General features: G+C 57.0%; 13 protein-coding genes and 3 tRNA genes. 10 read left to right on the top strand and 6 right to left on the bottom strand.

Annotation, left to right across the window (positions count from 1 at the left end; all coding sequences use genetic code 11):
- Positions 1–153 precede the first annotated feature (153 nt).
- From HDF14_RS01625 to HDF14_RS01595, 7 genes are all read left to right on the top strand, one after another.
- Complete coding sequence (locus HDF14_RS01625; protein WP_183972905.1) at positions 154–708, top strand: helix-turn-helix domain-containing protein; 555 nt, start codon at positions 154–156, stop codon at positions 706–708.
- 1 nt (position 709) lies between these two features.
- A complete protein-coding gene (locus tag HDF14_RS01620; protein WP_183972903.1) occupies positions 710–1,291 on the top strand; it encodes a hypothetical protein in 582 nt (193 codons plus the stop codon).
- A 127-nt stretch (positions 1,292–1,418) separates the two neighbouring features.
- On the top strand, positions 1,419–2,837 hold the full coding sequence (locus HDF14_RS01615) for a flotillin family protein (RefSeq protein WP_183972901.1): 1,419 nt from the start codon (positions 1,419–1,421) through the stop codon (positions 2,835–2,837).
- 65 nt (positions 2,838–2,902) lie between these two features.
- Positions 2,903–3,571 (top strand): PspA/IM30 family protein, encoded by a 669-nt coding sequence (locus HDF14_RS01610; RefSeq protein WP_183972899.1) that lies wholly within the window; start codon positions 2,903–2,905, stop codon positions 3,569–3,571.
- A 184-nt stretch (positions 3,572–3,755) separates the two neighbouring features.
- Positions 3,756–4,664 (top strand): tetratricopeptide repeat protein, encoded by a 909-nt coding sequence (locus tag HDF14_RS01605; RefSeq protein ID WP_313899458.1) that lies wholly within the window; start codon positions 3,756–3,758, stop codon positions 4,662–4,664.
- Between the two features lie 131 nt (positions 4,665–4,795).
- On the top strand, positions 4,796–5,962 hold the full coding sequence (locus HDF14_RS01600; RefSeq protein WP_183972897.1) for an acyl-CoA dehydrogenase: 1,167 nt from the start codon (positions 4,796–4,798) through the stop codon (positions 5,960–5,962).
- A 70-nt stretch (positions 5,963–6,032) separates the two neighbouring features.
- Complete coding sequence (locus tag HDF14_RS01595) at positions 6,033–7,280, top strand: MFS transporter (RefSeq protein ID WP_183972895.1); 1,248 nt, start codon at positions 6,033–6,035, stop codon at positions 7,278–7,280.
- A gap of 23 nt (positions 7,281–7,303) precedes the next feature.
- On the opposite strand, the gene HDF14_RS01590 is transcribed toward HDF14_RS01595, so the two are convergent.
- From HDF14_RS01590 to HDF14_RS01570, 5 genes are all read right to left on the bottom strand, one after another.
- Positions 7,304–7,380: transfer RNA gene (locus tag HDF14_RS01590), tRNA-Arg, on the bottom strand.
- A gap of 64 nt (positions 7,381–7,444) precedes the next feature.
- A complete protein-coding gene (locus HDF14_RS01585) occupies positions 7,445–8,044 on the bottom strand; it encodes a hypothetical protein (RefSeq protein WP_183972893.1) in 600 nt (199 codons plus the stop codon).
- A 17-nt stretch (positions 8,045–8,061) separates the two neighbouring features.
- Complete coding sequence (locus HDF14_RS01580; RefSeq protein WP_183972891.1) at positions 8,062–9,129, bottom strand: YheT family hydrolase; 1,068 nt, start codon at positions 9,127–9,129, stop codon at positions 8,062–8,064.
- Positions 9,129–9,929: a DUF72 domain-containing protein gene (locus HDF14_RS01575; RefSeq protein WP_183972889.1), complete on the bottom strand. Its 801-nt coding sequence runs from the start codon at positions 9,927–9,929 to the stop codon at positions 9,129–9,131. The genes HDF14_RS01580 and HDF14_RS01575 overlap by 1 nt, the downstream gene beginning before the upstream one ends.
- 32 nt (positions 9,930–9,961) lie before the next feature.
- A tRNA-His gene (locus tag HDF14_RS01570) sits at positions 9,962–10,036 on the bottom strand.
- Positions 10,037–10,101: 65 nt separating this feature from the next.
- Between HDF14_RS01570 and HDF14_RS01565 the strand changes: the two genes are divergently transcribed.
- Entirely contained in the window at positions 10,102–10,644 is a 543-nt protein-coding gene (locus HDF14_RS01565; protein ID WP_183972887.1) for a DUF4112 domain-containing protein, read from the top strand.
- Between the two features lie 38 nt (positions 10,645–10,682).
- Positions 10,683–10,759 (top strand) — tRNA-Pro (locus tag HDF14_RS01560).
- A 127-nt stretch (positions 10,760–10,886) separates the two neighbouring features.
- Here the strand turns inward: HDF14_RS01560 and HDF14_RS01555 are convergent.
- Positions 10,887–12,347 carry a hypothetical protein gene (locus HDF14_RS01555; RefSeq protein WP_183972885.1) on the bottom strand — a complete coding sequence of 487 codons (1,461 nt, stop codon included), beginning with the start codon at positions 12,345–12,347 and terminating at the stop codon, positions 10,887–10,889.
- A gap of 272 nt (positions 12,348–12,619) precedes the next feature.
- Here HDF14_RS01555 and HDF14_RS01550 point away from each other — a divergent pair, with 272 nt between their 5' ends.
- The gene (locus HDF14_RS01550; protein WP_313899457.1) at positions 12,620–16,096 is read left to right on the top strand and encodes a TonB-dependent receptor; all 3,477 of its coding nucleotides are present in this window, start codon (positions 12,620–12,622) and stop codon (positions 16,094–16,096) included.
- The last annotated feature ends 5 nt before the right edge of the window (positions 16,097–16,101 follow it).

Raw genomic sequence — 16,101 nt, 5'->3', positions numbered from 1 at the left:
ATACGCTGGGTCATCGATTCTGAGATATGCAAAGCGATTTTGCGGGGGCGGTGTCTTTAGAAGTGGTATGTACCGAGCTTGATTTCATTCATAAAATGGGGTCTTGATTTTTATTACGAATTGCTATATAAATATCGCAATTTGTAATACACCATGAAGCTGAAAGACAAAATTCGTTATCTTCGCGAAGTCGAAGGCAATCTTCGCGGCCTCAACCGCGCTATGACACAGCAGGAGTTAGTCGGTGCGATTCAGCAACAGAACGGCACCGGCAAAAAAAAAGCAAGCAAGGCAACGATCAGCCAGTCATATCTGTCGCAGATCGAAAGTGGTGCACGTCCTCATCTGACAAATACGACGCGATTGCTACTAGCGAAATTCTTTCAGGTGCACCCCGGCTACCTTGTCGATGATCCGGAGGGCTATCACTCCGAGTTGATCTCCGACCTTCGTACTGCTGAGGACAAGCTCGACCTCTGGCTCGTCGGCGGCGCTGAGCGCTTTCGTCGCGATCCGGCGCTCTGCCAAGCGTTGCTCGCTCTGGCGAACCATAGCGATTCACGACGCTGCTTTCTCTTGATCGAGAGCATTCTCGAGACGCCTGCATTGCTGGACCGCCTCTTTCACGTCCTGCGGCCCGATGAGTCTTCGGTTGCGGCGGCAACTCAAACCCTGCCATCAAAGGCTGGCAAACGGAGCACCAAATAATATGGACTCCTTCTATCTCATCTGTTTCGGTGTTGGTCTGGTCCTTAGCCTGATCTCTGTTGTCGGAGGTTTTGCGCATCTGCATATCGGCCGCTTTCACATTGGTCATATGGCTCATGGTCACGCAGCCCACGGCGGGGCCCATCGCGGCTCAGGACTCTCTGCTGTGAATGGGTTCACACTTACTGTTTTTCTCTGCTGGTTTGGGGGCGCAGGCTATCTGTTGCATCATTCCAGCATCTTTGGTGGGCTGCTGGTATTGCTTGTTGCTCTGGTAAGCGGCTTCGCCGGAGCCATGATTATTTGGGCGATTCTCTTCAAGCTGCTTCTCCCGCGCGAGCGCGTCTTAACGCTGGAGGAGACCGAGATGGCCGGTGTGCTAGCGCAAGTCAGCGATTCCATTCGGGACGGCAACGGCATTGGCGAGATCATCTTTTCGCAGTCTGGAGCCCGCCGCGCCTCTGCTGCGCGTAGCGAGGACGGCAGCGCGATCGAACGCGGAGCCGAGGTTGTAGTGATTCGTTATGACCGCGGTGTGGCCTATGTCCGTCGGTGGGATGAACTCACCAACGGGCTACCGTGACGCATTCATGACAGCTTGAATTCTTTCGACACAGGCGGCCTCTCTTGCCGAGGTACTTTCCCCGCCACCGATCTCTTGAGGCAAGCAAATAACACGCCTTCTCGTCCCTCTGGGACAAAGGAACGATATGCCGAATTCGGTCATCCTTATTGTCGGTCTGGTTGTTTTTGCCACTCTTGCACTGGCGCTTCTGATGGCCAAGATGTTTCGCAAGGCGGGCCCAAACGAAGCGATTATTGTGTACGGATTTCGCGGCCCGCGCGTCATCAAGGGCGGCGGCGCCGTAATCTTTCCCGTCGTAGAGAATTCTCGTCAGCTCTCGCTTGAACTGATGAGTTTTGATGTTGCTCCACAGCAGGATCTCTATACGAAGCAAGGTGTCGCAGTAACTGTAGAGGCAGTGGCGCAGATTAAGGTTCGCTCTGATAAGGAGTCCATTCTTACAGCCGCGGAGCAGTTTCTTACGAAGTCTCCGGACCAACGTGAAGGACTCATTCGCCTGGTGATGGAGGGGCATCTGCGGGGCATTATCGGTCAGTTGACGGTGGAGCAGATTGTCAAAGAGCCGGAGATGGTGGCCGAGCGTATGCGCTCGACTTGTATGGACGATATGAGCAAGATGGGGCTCGAGGTGATCTCCTTTACGATTCGCGAGGTGCGGGACAAGAACGAGTACATCACCAATATGGGTCGTCCCGATGTTGCACGCATCAAACGCGATGCGGAGATCGCCGCGGCAGAGGCCGAACGTGACACTGCAATACGCCGTGCCATTGCACTGCGCGAGGCAGCTGTCGCCAAGGCGTCCGCCGATCAGGATCGGGTAATCGCCGAGACGGCATCGCTAGCGAAACAGGCCGAAGCTCAGCGCGACCTCGATATTCAAAAGGCGCAGTTCACTGAGCAGAGTCGTCGCCAGGAGGCACAGGCTGATAAGGCTTATGAGCTTCAGACCAACGTGATGCAGCAGAAGGTCGTCGCCGAACAGGTGAGGGTGCAGCAGATCGAGAAGCAGGAACAGGTGAAGGTCCAGGAGGCTGAGATCCTGCGTCACGAAAAGGAGCTTATTGCGACGATTCTCAAGGGTTCTGAGATCGAGCGTCAGAGAATCGAAAACATCGCTCAGGCGGACAAGGCTCGCATCATGATGGAAGCAGAAGGCCGCGCCGCAGCTACAAAGTTGCAAGGTGAGGCGGAGGCGAACATCATCTTCCAGAAGGGAGAGGCGGAGGCGAAGGCAATGAACGTCAAGGCCGAAGCCTATCAGGAGTGGACGCAGGCGGCGGTTGTCGACAAGCTGATCACCAATATGGCAGACGTCGTGCGCGCCATGGCTGAGCCTCTCGGCAAGGTCGATAAGATCACCATCGTCTCTACCGGGAATGATGGAGCTACGGGTGCAAGCAAGGTCACCGGTGAGATGACTAAGATCGCAGCCCAGGTTCCTGCGCTCTTTGAGGCTCTATCGGGAATGAACCTTCACGATCTCATGGCCAATGTCAAAGCGATGAAGCCACGCGAAAACGGCAACAGCTCCCAGGTTTGAGCTACAAATCGGCGCGGAGAACTCCTCCGCGCCGAATCAGCATCCGTTGCAAAAGGAGAAATCCCATGGCACTGCTTGAACGTGTAGGAACGCTCTTACGAGCGAACATTAACGATCTCATCGAGAAGGCTGAAGATCCCGAGAAACTCGCAAAGCAACTCGTTCTGGACATGGAGAATCAGCTTCTCCAGGTCAAGACGCAGGTCGCCATCGCCATTGCTGACCAGCACCTTCTCCAGAAAAAACTGAAGGAGCATGAGGATGCCATGAACCAGTGGAATCGTAAGGCCGAACTCGCTGTTCAGAAGCAGCAGGACGATCTAGCCCGCGCTGCGCTCGAGCGAAGTTTGAGCAGCCAGCAACTCGCTTCAAACTTCGCGCAGCAGCTGGAAGATCAGACGGCTGAGACAGAGACTCTTCGCAACGCCTTCGGCCGCCTTCAACAGAAACTGTCTGAGACGCGATCCACTTGCGAGGTGTTGATAGCGCAGCACCGCCGCGCCCGGACTGCAGGCAAAGCGAATGCCGCCCGCACACTTCCCACCTCGCACGAGAGATCGAACGTCCTGAACCGACTACGCACTACCATCCAACGCAACGAGGCAACGAATGCAGCGAATCACATGATCCTCGAAGCGCAGTCTCTTGAAGACCAACTCCATAGCTTGGAGAAAGAGGATAGGATCGAGCGTCTTCTTGAAGATCTCAAAAGCCGCCAGCCGCGACTTACGTGAATCGAGAACTGTTTGCGAGTATGAATATTCGTTGAAGTGGAGAGAACCCATTTTGGTACGAGTTATCCACTGCTATTTGATAAGGTTAGATGACTTAGGTCTTGATTGGCGCGGGGTTCGAAGGCATACTCCAGAGAGAGTTCGATGGATGAGCCTCTAAGACGGTGCCAACTGAGATACACCTGTGACCCGATATAGCCGTCAAGACGTAATCCGGATTCTTCACTTGCAGGCACGCCAGTTAGTGGCGTGGGAGCGAGCGGGATTAGTCTCTCCCAACGAAAATTACTCTTTTGACGCTCTCGGCCAATTGCGCAGACTCCGCGATCTACAGGCGGCGACGCGGATCTCGGCGAAAAGTATTCGTGCATCCGTCGATGCGATGCAGCGATTGGGGGGAGTACGAAACCCGCTGCTCGAAGCGAGCTTTGTGCGTCGTGGTTCGCGGCTGAGTTTTCGACACGGCGGCGCGTTGATGGATCCGCTTACGCAGCAGCTTGCTTTCGACTTTGACACTGCGCCGGCTCGTCAGCTTCGTGTCGTGGGGGCAGGTGATATTGCTCTGCGCCAGGCCGCTGAAGTGCAGGAGATGTTCTTGCGGGCGGTGCAGATGGAGGAAACCCCGGCCACGATCCAAGAGGCTGCGGAGGTATATGACGCGATTCTGGTGATGCGGCCGCAGCATGCGCCGGCGTTGATCAACCTTGGGACGATTCACTATAACCTTCGCCGATTTGAAGAGGCCGAAGGGCTCTATCGGCGCGCTACGTTGGCCGATCCAGAGTATGCACTGGCGTTCTTCGATCTCGGCAATGTGCTGGACGAGATGCAGCGACTGGCAGAGGCGACGACAGCTTATCAGAAAGCTGTCGCACTGGTCCCGCAGTACGCCGACGCGCACTACAATCTGGCGCTGGCGTATGAGCGCCAGGGACAGCGTCGAAGAGCGTTGCGGCATTGGCTGGCCTATGTGCGGCTCGATCCGATTGGGCCATGGGCCAATCATGCGAAAGAACAGGCTCGTAAGATTTTGAACACAGAGAAGCTTTCGATTGTTAGCCGCCGCGGGAGATCAGTAAAAGTTGCCGGGTAGCGATTTATTCTTTCTTCGATGCAGGCCTTAGACGGATTCGCCGTACGCTTTCAGACTGAGTGAATGGCTATTCAGTTGTGTGTCCAAGATGCTAGACTCACCTTTTCCTGAATACGGTTTGAGGTGAGTAGATGTCGCAGCAGGTTGGTCCGATGGCGTTGACGCAGTTGGGAGAAGACGAACAGCTCTTTCGAGACACGATAAGACGCTTTGCGGTGGAGCAGATCGGTCCGCTGGTACGCGGGATGGATGAGTCGCAGCAGATGGATGCCGGGCTTATCCGTAAACTCTTCGAACTTGGATTGATGGGTATTGAGATTCCCGAAGAGTATGGCGGGGCAGGCGGAACGTTCTTCAACGCGATCCTGGCGGTGGAGGAGATCTCTGCCGTTGATCCGTCGGTGGGAGTGATGGTCGACGTCCAGAACACGCTGTGCGTCAATGCGCTGGTGCGATGGGCCAATGAAGACCAGAAAAAGAAGTATCTGTCGCGGCTTGCGACCGACACCATAGGATCTTATGCGCTTAGCGAAGCTTCATCTGGATCGGACGCGTTTGCTCTGCAGGCGCGGGCGGTGAAGCGGGGCGATGACTATGTTCTCAACGGACAAAAGCTCTGGATTACCAACGCGAAGGAGGCTGGACTGTTCATCGTCTTTGCGACGATCGATCCTGCGGCGGGTTACAAGGGAATCACTGCGTTCCTCGTGGAAAAAGGTGCGCCCGGATTTACGCTCGGCAAGAAGGAAGACAAACTGGGCATCCGCGCCTCGAGCACATGCGAGCTTATCTTCAATGATTGTGTTGTGCCGGCTGCGCAGGTGTTGGGCGAGCCCGGCAAGGGATACAAGATAGCGATCGAAACTCTGAACGAGGGCCGCATCGGCATCGGCTCGCAGATGTTAGGGCTGGCGGCGGGTGCCTGGGGTCATTCGGCCAAGTGGGCCAAGGAACGCAAGCAATTTGGTAAGACGCTGGTTGAGTTTCAGGCGATGCAGTTTCAACTGGCCGAGATGGCGACGGAGGTCGAGGCGGCGCGGCTGATGGTCTATAACGCGGCACGGCTTAAGGATGCGGGACTCGACTTTCTGAAGCAGGCGGCGATGTGCAAGTACTTTGCGTCGCAAGTGGCGGAGCGGGTTGCCAGCCTCGCGGTGGAAGTCTACGGAGGGTCGGGGTTTGTAAAAGATTATCCTGTCGAGAAGCTGTACCGTGATGCAAAGATCGGAAAGATCTACGAGGGAACCTCGTTCATGCAGTTGGCCACGATCGCTAAGTTGACATTAGGGAAGATTTAGCCTCTTCGTACGATCCGCCCCCATTGGTCCAATCGCTTCCCAGGTTCTACACTAGAGGAAGAGTATTGGTATGACCACTTCTAAGACTTCGACAAAATCTGGACCAACAGCACCTCTACCTTTCCTGGGACTTGCCTGTGCCGTCGGTGTTTCGACGATGTACTATAACCAGCCTCTTTTGCTGGAGATGAGCCATAGCTACGGGGTCACCGCGGGACGTGTCGGCTTCGTTGCGGTTGCGACCCAGGTAGGCTATGCGATCGGCCTATTTACCTTCGTTCCGCTTGGTGATGTCCTGGAACGACGCGCACTAATGATGCGGATGTACGGCGCGGTGACAGTCGCACTCTTGCTGGTCGCGCTTGCTCCCGGACTGGGCTGGCTTATCGCAGGGAGCTTGCTACTCGGACTCTTTGCATCGGTCACTCACGTTGTTCTTCCGATTGCGCCGGATCTGGTTTCGCAGGAGCAACGGGGGCGCGCTATCGGTACAGTCATGACCGGATTGTTGCTGGGGATTCTGCTGGCGCGTACCTTCGCGGGCTGGGTGAGTGGAATTCATGGCTGGCGGTGGGTCTTCGTGGTGGCTGCGGTGATAAATGGGACGTTTGTTCCGCTCATCTGGAAGGTGATGCCGAAACTTCCTCCGAAGCAGCAACTACGCTATGCCGACGCCATGAAGTCGCTTTGGACGCTCTTTCGCACTCAGCCGCTGCTGCGCGAATCGTCGGTTGTCGGTGCGCTTGTATTCGCATCCTTCAGTTGCTTCTGGACTACGCTGGCTTTTCTGCTCCAAAGCCACTATGGACTTGGTGCAGGCGTAGCTGGAACCTTTGGCGTGGTTGGCGCGGCGGGCGCATTGGTCGCGCCGCTGGCAGGCCGGTTATCCGACCGTCACGGATCGCGCTGGGTCATCTCGTTGGGCATGGGCCTACTGGCGTTCTCGTACATTCTGCTTTGGGTGGAGGAGCCTGCGGGGATCTCGACCACGTTTCACATCATTGCGCTTGTAGTCGGAGTGCTGGTGCTCGACGTAGGCGCGCAGATGACGCAGGTGGCCAATCAGACGAGGATCTTCGGGTTAGTTCCTTCAGCGCGCAGCAGGCTTAACACGGTCTATATGACGGTGTACTTTACCGGGGCGGCCATCGGATCGGCCCTGGCGACGATGGCCTGGACACATTGGAAGTGGAATGGCGTCTGCTGCCTGGCGATTGGGTTCATCGTGCTGGCTGGGCTGCGGCATGCGATCGGGAGCCGACATGCTGGAGAAGATCATCCCGTAACATCGGAAGAAGATCTTTTGCTGGAGGCTTAGGTGCTGTGGACGCCAAGTGCGGGTGGTGGGCGAGGCGGGGATCGAACCCACAACCCCGAGCTTAGAAGGCTCGTGCTCTATCCAATTGAGCTACTCGCCCGCGCATGTCCTGTATTGATTGTAGCGGGATCGAGGGCCTTCAGGTTTCAAAAATTGGTGGCGGCCTAGCCTAAGGCAAGGTCCTTGCTGCGCAACAGGGCGACTACGGCGTCCAACGCCGAGGCCCAATTCTGCTCTGCAGTTTGAGAATCGTGGCCGAGGGCCTTTATGTAGAGGCTGACGGCGAAGCCTTCCTGGGGGCCGGTGAGATCGACCAACGCTGGACGGATGACGCAGTCGAGCATGGCATTGGAATGGTCCAGCGGAGAGGAGTGACGCGTGAGACGGTGCATCATCTGTTCCATCTGATGGTAGGAGGCGAAGAGAGAACGCTCGCGCCAGAGAAGGTCAATGTAGCTGCCGAAGCCGGCAGGGGCTTCGTCGGCAACCACGTCAAGATTTGCACGAAGGTCGTTGAGTTGCTCTGCATCGAGTGGCCAAGCATCGCATTTGGCAGTGAAGACAGGCGATCTGGAGGCGTTGAGAGCGCGCAGAGCATGCATCAGCGGCGGATGCTGTTCAACCTCGGGGAGATGATCGAGATCGTAGGGATTTTCGCGCAGATCGATGAATCGGCGATTTCCGGAGGGATCGGATGGATCAGACCAGGGAACGACGAGCACGGGGTCGTCTGAGGAACATTCGGCGGACCAGTCAGAGAGCATTAGGAATTATCTTAGCGTTACTGGCGGCCAGATGTTGTGAGCGCGACTGATGCGTTGGCGAGCAGGAAACGGAGTAGCGTGTGCTCGGCCCAGTAACCGTCGTAGCCGGTGTCGGCGTCGGGTTGGGCGAGAAAGGCGCAGTGGCCGCCGTGGTGAGTCGTAATCAAACGAATGTTCGGGTTCGCCTCGAGCCTGCTGCAACTCTCGTCGGTGATGCGGACGAAAGGATCGTCCAGTGCGTGGAGGATGAGAGTTGGTACGGAGATCTGGTCGATGACGCGGGCGGCGGCAGCTGTGTAATAGTAGTCGGCTGCGCCTGCGAAGCCGGAGTAAAGCGCGGTGATGCGGTCGTCCAATTCACGGAGGGAGCGTATACCAGTCGCCAGATTCGGATCGTACACATGAGGAAACAGCGCGACCTTGCGACGATAGCGAATTAGAAGAGCGCGAAGGAACTTCAGCTCGTAGAGCCGGTTCTGTGGGCGATGAAGAGCGTCTGCAGAGGCGCCGAGATCGAGCGCGGGGGATACGCCGATAACTGACCGGAGTTCTGGCGGCGCTGAGGTGCCCAGTTCGCCGGCAAGTTTGAGAACGAGATTTCCTCCCATCGAGTAACCGATCAGCGAGATGGACTGCAGACCATCTCGCGCGACAAAGAAGTTCATCACTTCCAGCACGTCGTTCGAGAGGCCCGAGTGATAAAGCGTCGGCGACAGTGCTTCAGTACCTCCGCAGTTGCGCATGTTCATGCGGATGATGTTGCAACCGGCGCGCCACAGCTTGTTCGAGTTGCCGACGACATATTGAGAGTTCGATGAACCTTCCAGTCCATGCACAAGGATAGCTGTCGGTCGGGACGCACGCACCTCTTCTGGCTGCCAATGGCAGTGGCAGAGAACCTGACTTGCAATTTGCGTGGCGGTAGCAGGTGACACTTCGACCAGCGTTGCCTCGGGCGTGGGCAGTCCATTTATCCGAGGCAGGTAGTTGCCCATGATCGTTTGCAGATGCCCATTGTTGATAAAACGCCGGGGTTGAAACTCTGCCGCGTGGCTCGCAATAGTCTCGATCTCGTCTGTCTCCATTACTGTTTCCCCGCCTGAGCCTGGATGCGGGCGAGAAATTGTACGGCGTTGAGTGCGCCGGTAGGTTCGTCCTCGTGCTTGAAGTAGATATAGACGTCGCGTTGTTCGGCGAGCGCTGAGAAGCGTTGCGCGAAAGCGTCAAGCTCTGTCGCCGAATATCCTTCGCTTCTGCGGAGCCGATAACTGGTGTGAGTCGCAGCAGTCTGCACCTCGGGCGTCAACAGGTCGTCGCTTTCGGCAATGCAGAGCGCCGCGTTGTGCTCGCGTAGGATCGTGTAGATATTCTCGCTGAACCACGACTCGTGGCGAAATTCGAAAGCAATCTGCGGAGCGCTTGCTCCGTGAAGCTGGGAAAGAAAGAGGAAGGTGCTGAGAAGCTCGGCGTCAGCCTTGAAATTAGGAGGAAGCTGGAAAAGTAGGAGGCCGAGTTTGCCCGCCTGACGGACTGGCTCAAGGATTGACACAAACTGAGCCACCAGCTCCTCGCAACCGCGCAATCGCTTGAGATGGGTGATACGCTGCGGCGCTTTGAAGCTGAAGCGAAAGTCGGGAGGAGTCGCGGCGAGCCAGTCTTCGAGCATCTTCGACGTCGGCAGGGCGCGGAAGGTGTAGTTCACTTCGACCGAAGTCAGTTGCGTTCCATAGAATTGAAGGAACTTCTTCGCAGGGGTGCCGGCAGGATAGAACTCCGGCTTCCAGGTTGGATACGCCCATCCTGAGGTTCCGGCATAGAGACGCACCGGGAGCCTGGTAGCGGCGACCGGGACGGGCGTAGAGGAAGCTTGGGGTACGCGGGACAAGGTTGATCCGCAGTCTGAAGATTTGAGAAGTTTGGGGCGGCTAGTGGGTTTCGAACCCACGACATCCGCTGCCACAGAGCGGCGTTCTGCCACTGAACTATAGCCGCCGTATACTGGAATTATAGCACTGGCCGCCTACAGGGCAATCTCTGGGCGGGGCGGGAAGGGTCCAATGCCATTTACCGCAAAACCCGAGATCTTGTCACCCCGATTGAAACGGGGCGGGAAAGCCTTCGATGACGAAAGCCTCGACCTGTTGTCGCATGTTCTCGACGATTTCATCAGGATACCCGGCACCTCGATCCGCTTCGGTCTGGATGGTATTGTGGGCCTCATCCCGGGCGTAGGCGATCTGATTGGCGGAATCGCCTCCTGCATCATTATTGTCGCGGCCTGGGTGCGCGGTGTTTCCTACGTCACGGTAACGCGCATGGTGGCCAACGTTGCGATCGAAGTGCTTGTTGGCTCTATCCCGGTTCTCGGAGATATGTTCGACATCGCATGGCGCGCGAACCGACGCAACTACGCGCTGCTGGTGGGCAGCGTCGATGAGCCGCGAAAGCACACACTGCAAAGCTGGCTCTTTCTCGGCGTGGTGTGTCTCGTGTTGGCTGGACTGGTTATTTTGCCGTTGCTTCTGCTCACCTGGGTCTTTGACGGTCTCTTCCATGCGCTTTTCGGAACAAGCAGTCACGGCCTCTTTCACACGCTTTGATCGCGGTACCCGGCTCGATGCGATAAACTAAAAAGAGTCGGGGCGTAGCGCAGTCTGGTAGCGCATCTGGTTTGGGACCAGAGGGTCGGGGGTTCGAATCCCTCCGCCCCGACCATTCTTCCAAACGAGCCCTTTCGAAGATCATGTCGAAGGGCTTTCTGTATTTGGGGTGTGGCACAGACAGCTCTGCTACAGAGCAGTTCGAAAATGACATCCTCAGCAGCATCCATCTCCTACCCTGTTTATGGATAGAACCGAGTCGCAATGATCTGCGCTCCAGGGGCGGTCGCACCAATGCTGCTAGTCTCCACCAGTAACTCGAACGATTTCACGGAACCATCTGGCCGTACTACCTGCTTCAGGATCGGCTTCATCTGCTCCGAACTGAACAGGATGTCTGCAGCAGCCTGCGTGGCAGCCATATTCAGTCCCTGAATGATAAGCACATGACCAGTTCCATCGAGGCTAGGCAAGTAATCGATCGCGCCATATGTGCGATTCGCCATTCCAGTGCCGTTCACATACCTCATTTGCTCTGCGCCGACCGGATGTTCGTTCAGTACAAACGACCGGTCCACCTCAGGCATATATTCGAGCTTGAAGTTAAGTTTTTTTTCAAAGAGTGATACCCAGGGATTCGTATGCGTGGAGCCGAGCAGTATCGCGTTGGAATTCTTCAGGTCGTCCGTTGTGATGCTCCGCGCATAACGAATCTCTGACTGGCTGCCGGCAGATTCGGGAAGCTGCGCCAGCATCGCAGTAATATTCAGATCGACGACGCTGGTATAGCGCTGACGGCGCAGGTCGTTCAAGTTCTCAAGTCCAAGCCCAGGCAGCGATTTCGCATCGGAAAGATAGGTCCCGTTTGCATACTCCTCCAGTGTGACCAGTTGCCCCGTAAGATTTTGCAAAATACCAAGGCCACTATCGGCAGGAACAATCAGCGTAGTTCGGTTTCGCTGGAACAGCTGCATCCACACACGATGCGCCGGCTCCTGCGCCCCTTTTTCCTGCAACATCCGCGTGCCTATCCACCCCGCCGATGCCAATAAGACTCCCGCGAGCAGTCCAGCGAACATCGACAGCCACGCCGGTTGCCAACGAGTCCTTGAAGTTATATGCCGAATCTCCGCGGCAACCTCTGGCTCATCTTCCGCCTTGTCAGAATGCCTCCCCAACTCAGTCTTTCCCACGCCGCTGTGGCGGGAAAGCTCCGAGACCGGCTCCTGCACACCGAACCCGCGGACAAAGACAGGGACGTACCCACCTCGCGGGATATCGACCCGCAACGGCTCCTCGAGTCCCTCTCCTTCAAAGTATTTATCGAGGCGTTTTCTCAATAAGCGCGCGTAACTCCGCACGATATTGTCTTCGCCTGGGTTGTAATCGGTCGTGCGATTGAAGATCTGCGTGCCGATTCGCTGCTCTGTAATCTCATGCGTATTTCCCATAAGCTGCTGCTCGCAGACGTACAGCAGAAATTTCTGGAGCAACTCCGATTTACAGAAGCCTTTGCTGGAAACGATCCGAAGCGCCAGTTGCCATTCCTCACGCGGTAGAGGATCTTCCCGTCCAATGCCTGGAGGCTCTTCTACCAGCACCTCTCCGCGCGACATATCAGAGCCGGAGTCAGCAACCCGGCGTTGCCCTAAACGAAACTCGTCCGGTCTCTTTTCATTGGACCGTTCACGGTAGTTCGGCATGCCCTAAGCATAGCCGTAATATATGAAATTCCAGTGAACTCCCCCTCCCCGATATGTCAAATCCCTTCGAAATACAGAGGGGTGAGACAGGGTGAACTCACGGGGTAACGTTCAAAGCCGCTACGAACACCCTTTCGCGAACCTCAAAACCTCGCCATGATCAAACCTATTGGCCCTCATCTATGTGGCTTGTATCCGGCAGCCGGGAACCTGCGCCAGCAACCCATAGTCACTCTCAACTCAACGTCGGACGAAAGCACCTGGAGCGAATTGTGAAACGTCTTTTTTTAGCACTGATGGCTTTTCTTCTGGTCCTGAATTGTTGCCCGTTATCCGCGCAGTTTGAAACTGCCTCCGTCCTGGGTTACGTACATGATGCCTCCGGCGCGGCTCTATCTAACGCAACGGTGTCCCTCATAAACCAGGAGACGAAGTCGGTCGTCACGTCAAAAACCAACTCTCAAGGCGCCTACGAGTTTACCGACGTAAAGATCGGTGAGTATCAAGTCAATGCCCAGGCCGACGGATTCGACACCACCACCACCCAAAACTTCACCGTCACAGTCAACGCAAGGCAACGTGTCGACGTCTCCCTCAAGATCGGCTCTGCCAGCGAGACCGTCACTGTCACCGGAGCCGCCGATCTTCTCGAGACCGACTCCAGCGAACGTGGCCAGGTCATCGGTACCCGCGAGGTCGAAAATCTTCCCCTCAATGGCCGCGCCTACGCCGATCTCGCTGCCCTGGTCCCCGGTGTCCGCCGCAACATCCTTGAGAACACCACCACCAGCAGCCGCGACGCCAGTTTCAACATCAACGGCCAGCGCAGCGAATTCAACAACTTCCTCCTCGACGGCGTCGACAACAACGCCTACGGAACCTCCAACCAGGGCTTCTCCAACCAGGCCATCCCTCCCTCTCCCGACGCCATCAACGAGTTCCGTGTCGAAACCGACAACTACTCCGCCGAGTACGGCCGCTCCGCCGGCGGTGTCATCAACGTCAGCATCCGCAGCGGCAGCAACCAATTCCACGGCAAGGCCTGGGACTATCTCCGCAACACAGTCCTCAACGCCGTCGGACCATTCACTCCGCCGACCAACCCCCTCACCGGCCAGCCTTCCAAGCCCGTTCTGATCCGCAACCAGTTCGGCGGAACCTTCGGTGGTCCCATCTGGAAAGACCACACCTTCTTCTTCGCCGACTATGAAGGCGTCCGTCAGATCACGCACTCGCCCCTCACCGCCACCGTTCCATCTCTGGATCAGAACGGCACCAGCGCCCTCGCCAAAGCCAACGGAGGCTACACCTTCCTCACCACGAACTCCTCCGGTGTCGAAAGCGCTACACCTGTACCCCTCGTCAATCCGCTGAATGGAAAAGTCTACGCCAACGGCGTCATTCCCTTTGGCGACGCGTCGCCCTTCGCGCAGGGTGTCCTCGCAGCCCTTCCAACACCTACCGCAGCCGCTCTCTCCAACAACTACGCCTCCCTGCCCGCCGGCACCGTTCGTGACGACAAGGGCGACATACGCGTCGATCAAACCTTCAACGCCCGCACCACTGCCTTTGTCCGCTACAGCGAACATCAGGGAACCATTCAGGATGCCCCCACCATTCAGGGACCAGCCGGTGGAAGCAGCAGCAACGGCGTCGTCGTCATCTATAACCAGCAGATCGCCGGAGGAGTCACCCACACCTTCAGCCAGAACTCCATCCTCGACGCACGCTTCGCCTTCACCCGTACCGATGGCGGAAAGAGCCCCTACGGCGCCGGCATGCCCAGCCTCATGGCCGGAATCACAGGTCTTCCCACAGACCCTCAGGTCGTCCGCAGCCTCAACGACCAGAGCGTAAACGGCTACACCCAGTTCGGCAGCCAGAACAGTAATCCCCAGTTTCAGAACCCCTGGCTTCTCAACCCCAAGATCAACTACACCTTGCTGCACGGTAGAAATAGCTACAAATTCGGTTACGAATACCAGGCCATCTTTACCGCCATCAGCGACTTCAACCCTAACTTCGGTCTCAACACCTACAACGGCGGTTTCAGCTACTCCGGGAGCAGCACCACGACTCTCAACACAGCCGACACCGGAACCAAAGAAGCTGTTGCCCTGGCTGACTTCCTCCTCGGCGCAGACGATTCCTACCAGCTCAACAACTTCGCCGTCATTCACCTCAACCAGCGCATGCACTTCCTCTACTTCCAGGACGACATCCGCGTAAACTCCCGACTTACCGTCAATGCCGGCCTGCGGTACGAGCTCGTCACGCCGCAGTGGGAATCAGACAACCACCTCGCCAACTTCGACCCCACCACCAACTCGCTTATCCAGGCCTCGTCCGGCTCTATCTATAACCGAGCACTGGTCAACATGCCCAAGCTCGACTTCGCTCCACGCTTCGGCCTTGCCTTCCAGGCTGATCCTAAAACTGTCATCCGCGCCGGCTACGGTCTTGGCTTTGCGCAGTTCAACCGCGAAGGCGGCGAGAACATGCTCGGTTATAACGGTCCGTTCATCGTCAACACCAACCGCGTGCAGGTGGCACCCTTCGCTCCATCCGCCGCAACAGCCAGCAAACTTCCTGTCTGCACAACCGGCGATCAGCCTTTCTCGACCTGCTTCCGCACCACCCAGCAGGGCTTCCCCACAAACTTCGCCACTCCGGCCAACTACAACACCCTCCTGGCCGAAGTCCGTTATCTGCCGAAGGACCTGCCCACCGGCTACGTCCAGAGCTATCACCTCACCGTCCAGCGCCAGCTCAGCAACAACATGACCTTCGAGGTCTCTTACGTCGGTGAACACGGCGTCAAGCTTCAAGTTCTGGGCGACTACAATCAGGCAGCACCTAACGCCGTCACCGCCAACTGCAACGCCAGCGGTCTCGCTGGCAGCACCTCCAGCTGTCTCCCCCTGCAGGCCCGCCGCCCCGTGCACAACTTCACTGGCATCGAGGAAACCCTCCCCGATGGCTTCCTTGCCTACAACGCTCTTCAGACCAAGTTCGAGCACCGCACCAGCCACGGCCTCTACATCCTCAACTCCTTCACCTGGTCGCGCGCTCAGGACAATGCGTCCGGTCACCTCGATACACCCGCCGGCGATAACTCCCGCATCAACCTCGCGAACCCACTCGGCGACCGCAGCGTCTCCGCTTACAACCAGCCACTCAACGAAATCCTCACCGTCGTCTACGATCTTCCTTACGGTAAAGGCCGCATGTTTGGCGGCTCCGCTCCCTCCCTCATGCAGGAGGCTCTTGGCGGATGGCAGCTCACTGCCATCAACTCAGCCAGCAGCGGAATCCCCGTCAATCTCACCTACAGCGAGAACTCCTTCCAGGACGTAAGCGACATCCTCACCTATCGTCCCAACCTCACCGGCGTTCCCGTCGTCCTGCCCAAATCGAAACGTGTGAAGAACGCCTCCAATACAGCCCTGCTGGCTTTCAACCCCGCGTCCGTTAGCATCCCCGGTCCCAACACGCCTTACGGCAACGCCGGCCGCAACTCGGTGCGATTCGATCCCCTCTATAACCTCGACCTTGGCGTCCACAAGGTCTTCCCGCTCTATCTCGAAGGCACCGCGCTCGACTTCCGTACCGAGGCCTTCAACATTCTCAACAAGGTCAACTACGCCTATCCACAGAGCACCGCGGGGCAATCCACCTTCGGCGCGGTCACGGCAGCAACCACCGCTCCGCCTCGTGTCCTTCAGTTCGCACTCAAACTGATCTTCTAAACTAA

This window comes from Tunturiibacter gelidiferens (assembly GCF_014201335.1).
GTDB lineage: Bacteria > Acidobacteriota > Terriglobia > Terriglobales > Acidobacteriaceae > Edaphobacter > Edaphobacter lichenicola_E.
Note: the sequence above shows the minus strand (reverse complement) of the source record. Positions and strands in the feature narration are given on the sequence as shown.

What these genes read in the sequence shown, in the direction of transcription:
- HDF14_RS01585 (WP_183972893.1), bottom strand. Translation starts at nt 8,044, where the DNA reads ATGCTCTCTGACTGGTCCGCCGAATGTTCCTCAGACGACCCCGTGCTC.
- HDF14_RS01555 (WP_183972885.1), bottom strand. Translation starts at nt 12,347, where the DNA reads ATGCCGAACTACCGTGAACGGTCCAATGAAAAGAGACCGGACGAGTTT.
- HDF14_RS01615 (WP_183972901.1), top strand. Translation starts at nt 1,419, where the DNA reads ATGCCGAATTCGGTCATCCTTATTGTCGGTCTGGTTGTTTTTGCCACT.
- HDF14_RS01565 (WP_183972887.1), top strand. Translation starts at nt 10,102, where the DNA reads ATGCCATTTACCGCAAAACCCGAGATCTTGTCACCCCGATTGAAACGG.
- HDF14_RS01600 (WP_183972897.1), top strand. Translation starts at nt 4,796, where the DNA reads ATGTCGCAGCAGGTTGGTCCGATGGCGTTGACGCAGTTGGGAGAAGAC.
- HDF14_RS01595 (WP_183972895.1), top strand. Translation starts at nt 6,033, where the DNA reads ATGACCACTTCTAAGACTTCGACAAAATCTGGACCAACAGCACCTCTA.
- HDF14_RS01580 (WP_183972891.1), bottom strand. Translation starts at nt 9,129, where the DNA reads ATGGAGACAGACGAGATCGAGACTATTGCGAGCCACGCGGCAGAGTTT.
- HDF14_RS01610 (WP_183972899.1), top strand. Translation starts at nt 2,903, where the DNA reads ATGGCACTGCTTGAACGTGTAGGAACGCTCTTACGAGCGAACATTAAC.
- HDF14_RS01625 (WP_183972905.1), top strand. Translation starts at nt 154, where the DNA reads ATGAAGCTGAAAGACAAAATTCGTTATCTTCGCGAAGTCGAAGGCAAT.
- HDF14_RS01620 (WP_183972903.1), top strand. Translation starts at nt 710, where the DNA reads ATGGACTCCTTCTATCTCATCTGTTTCGGTGTTGGTCTGGTCCTTAGC.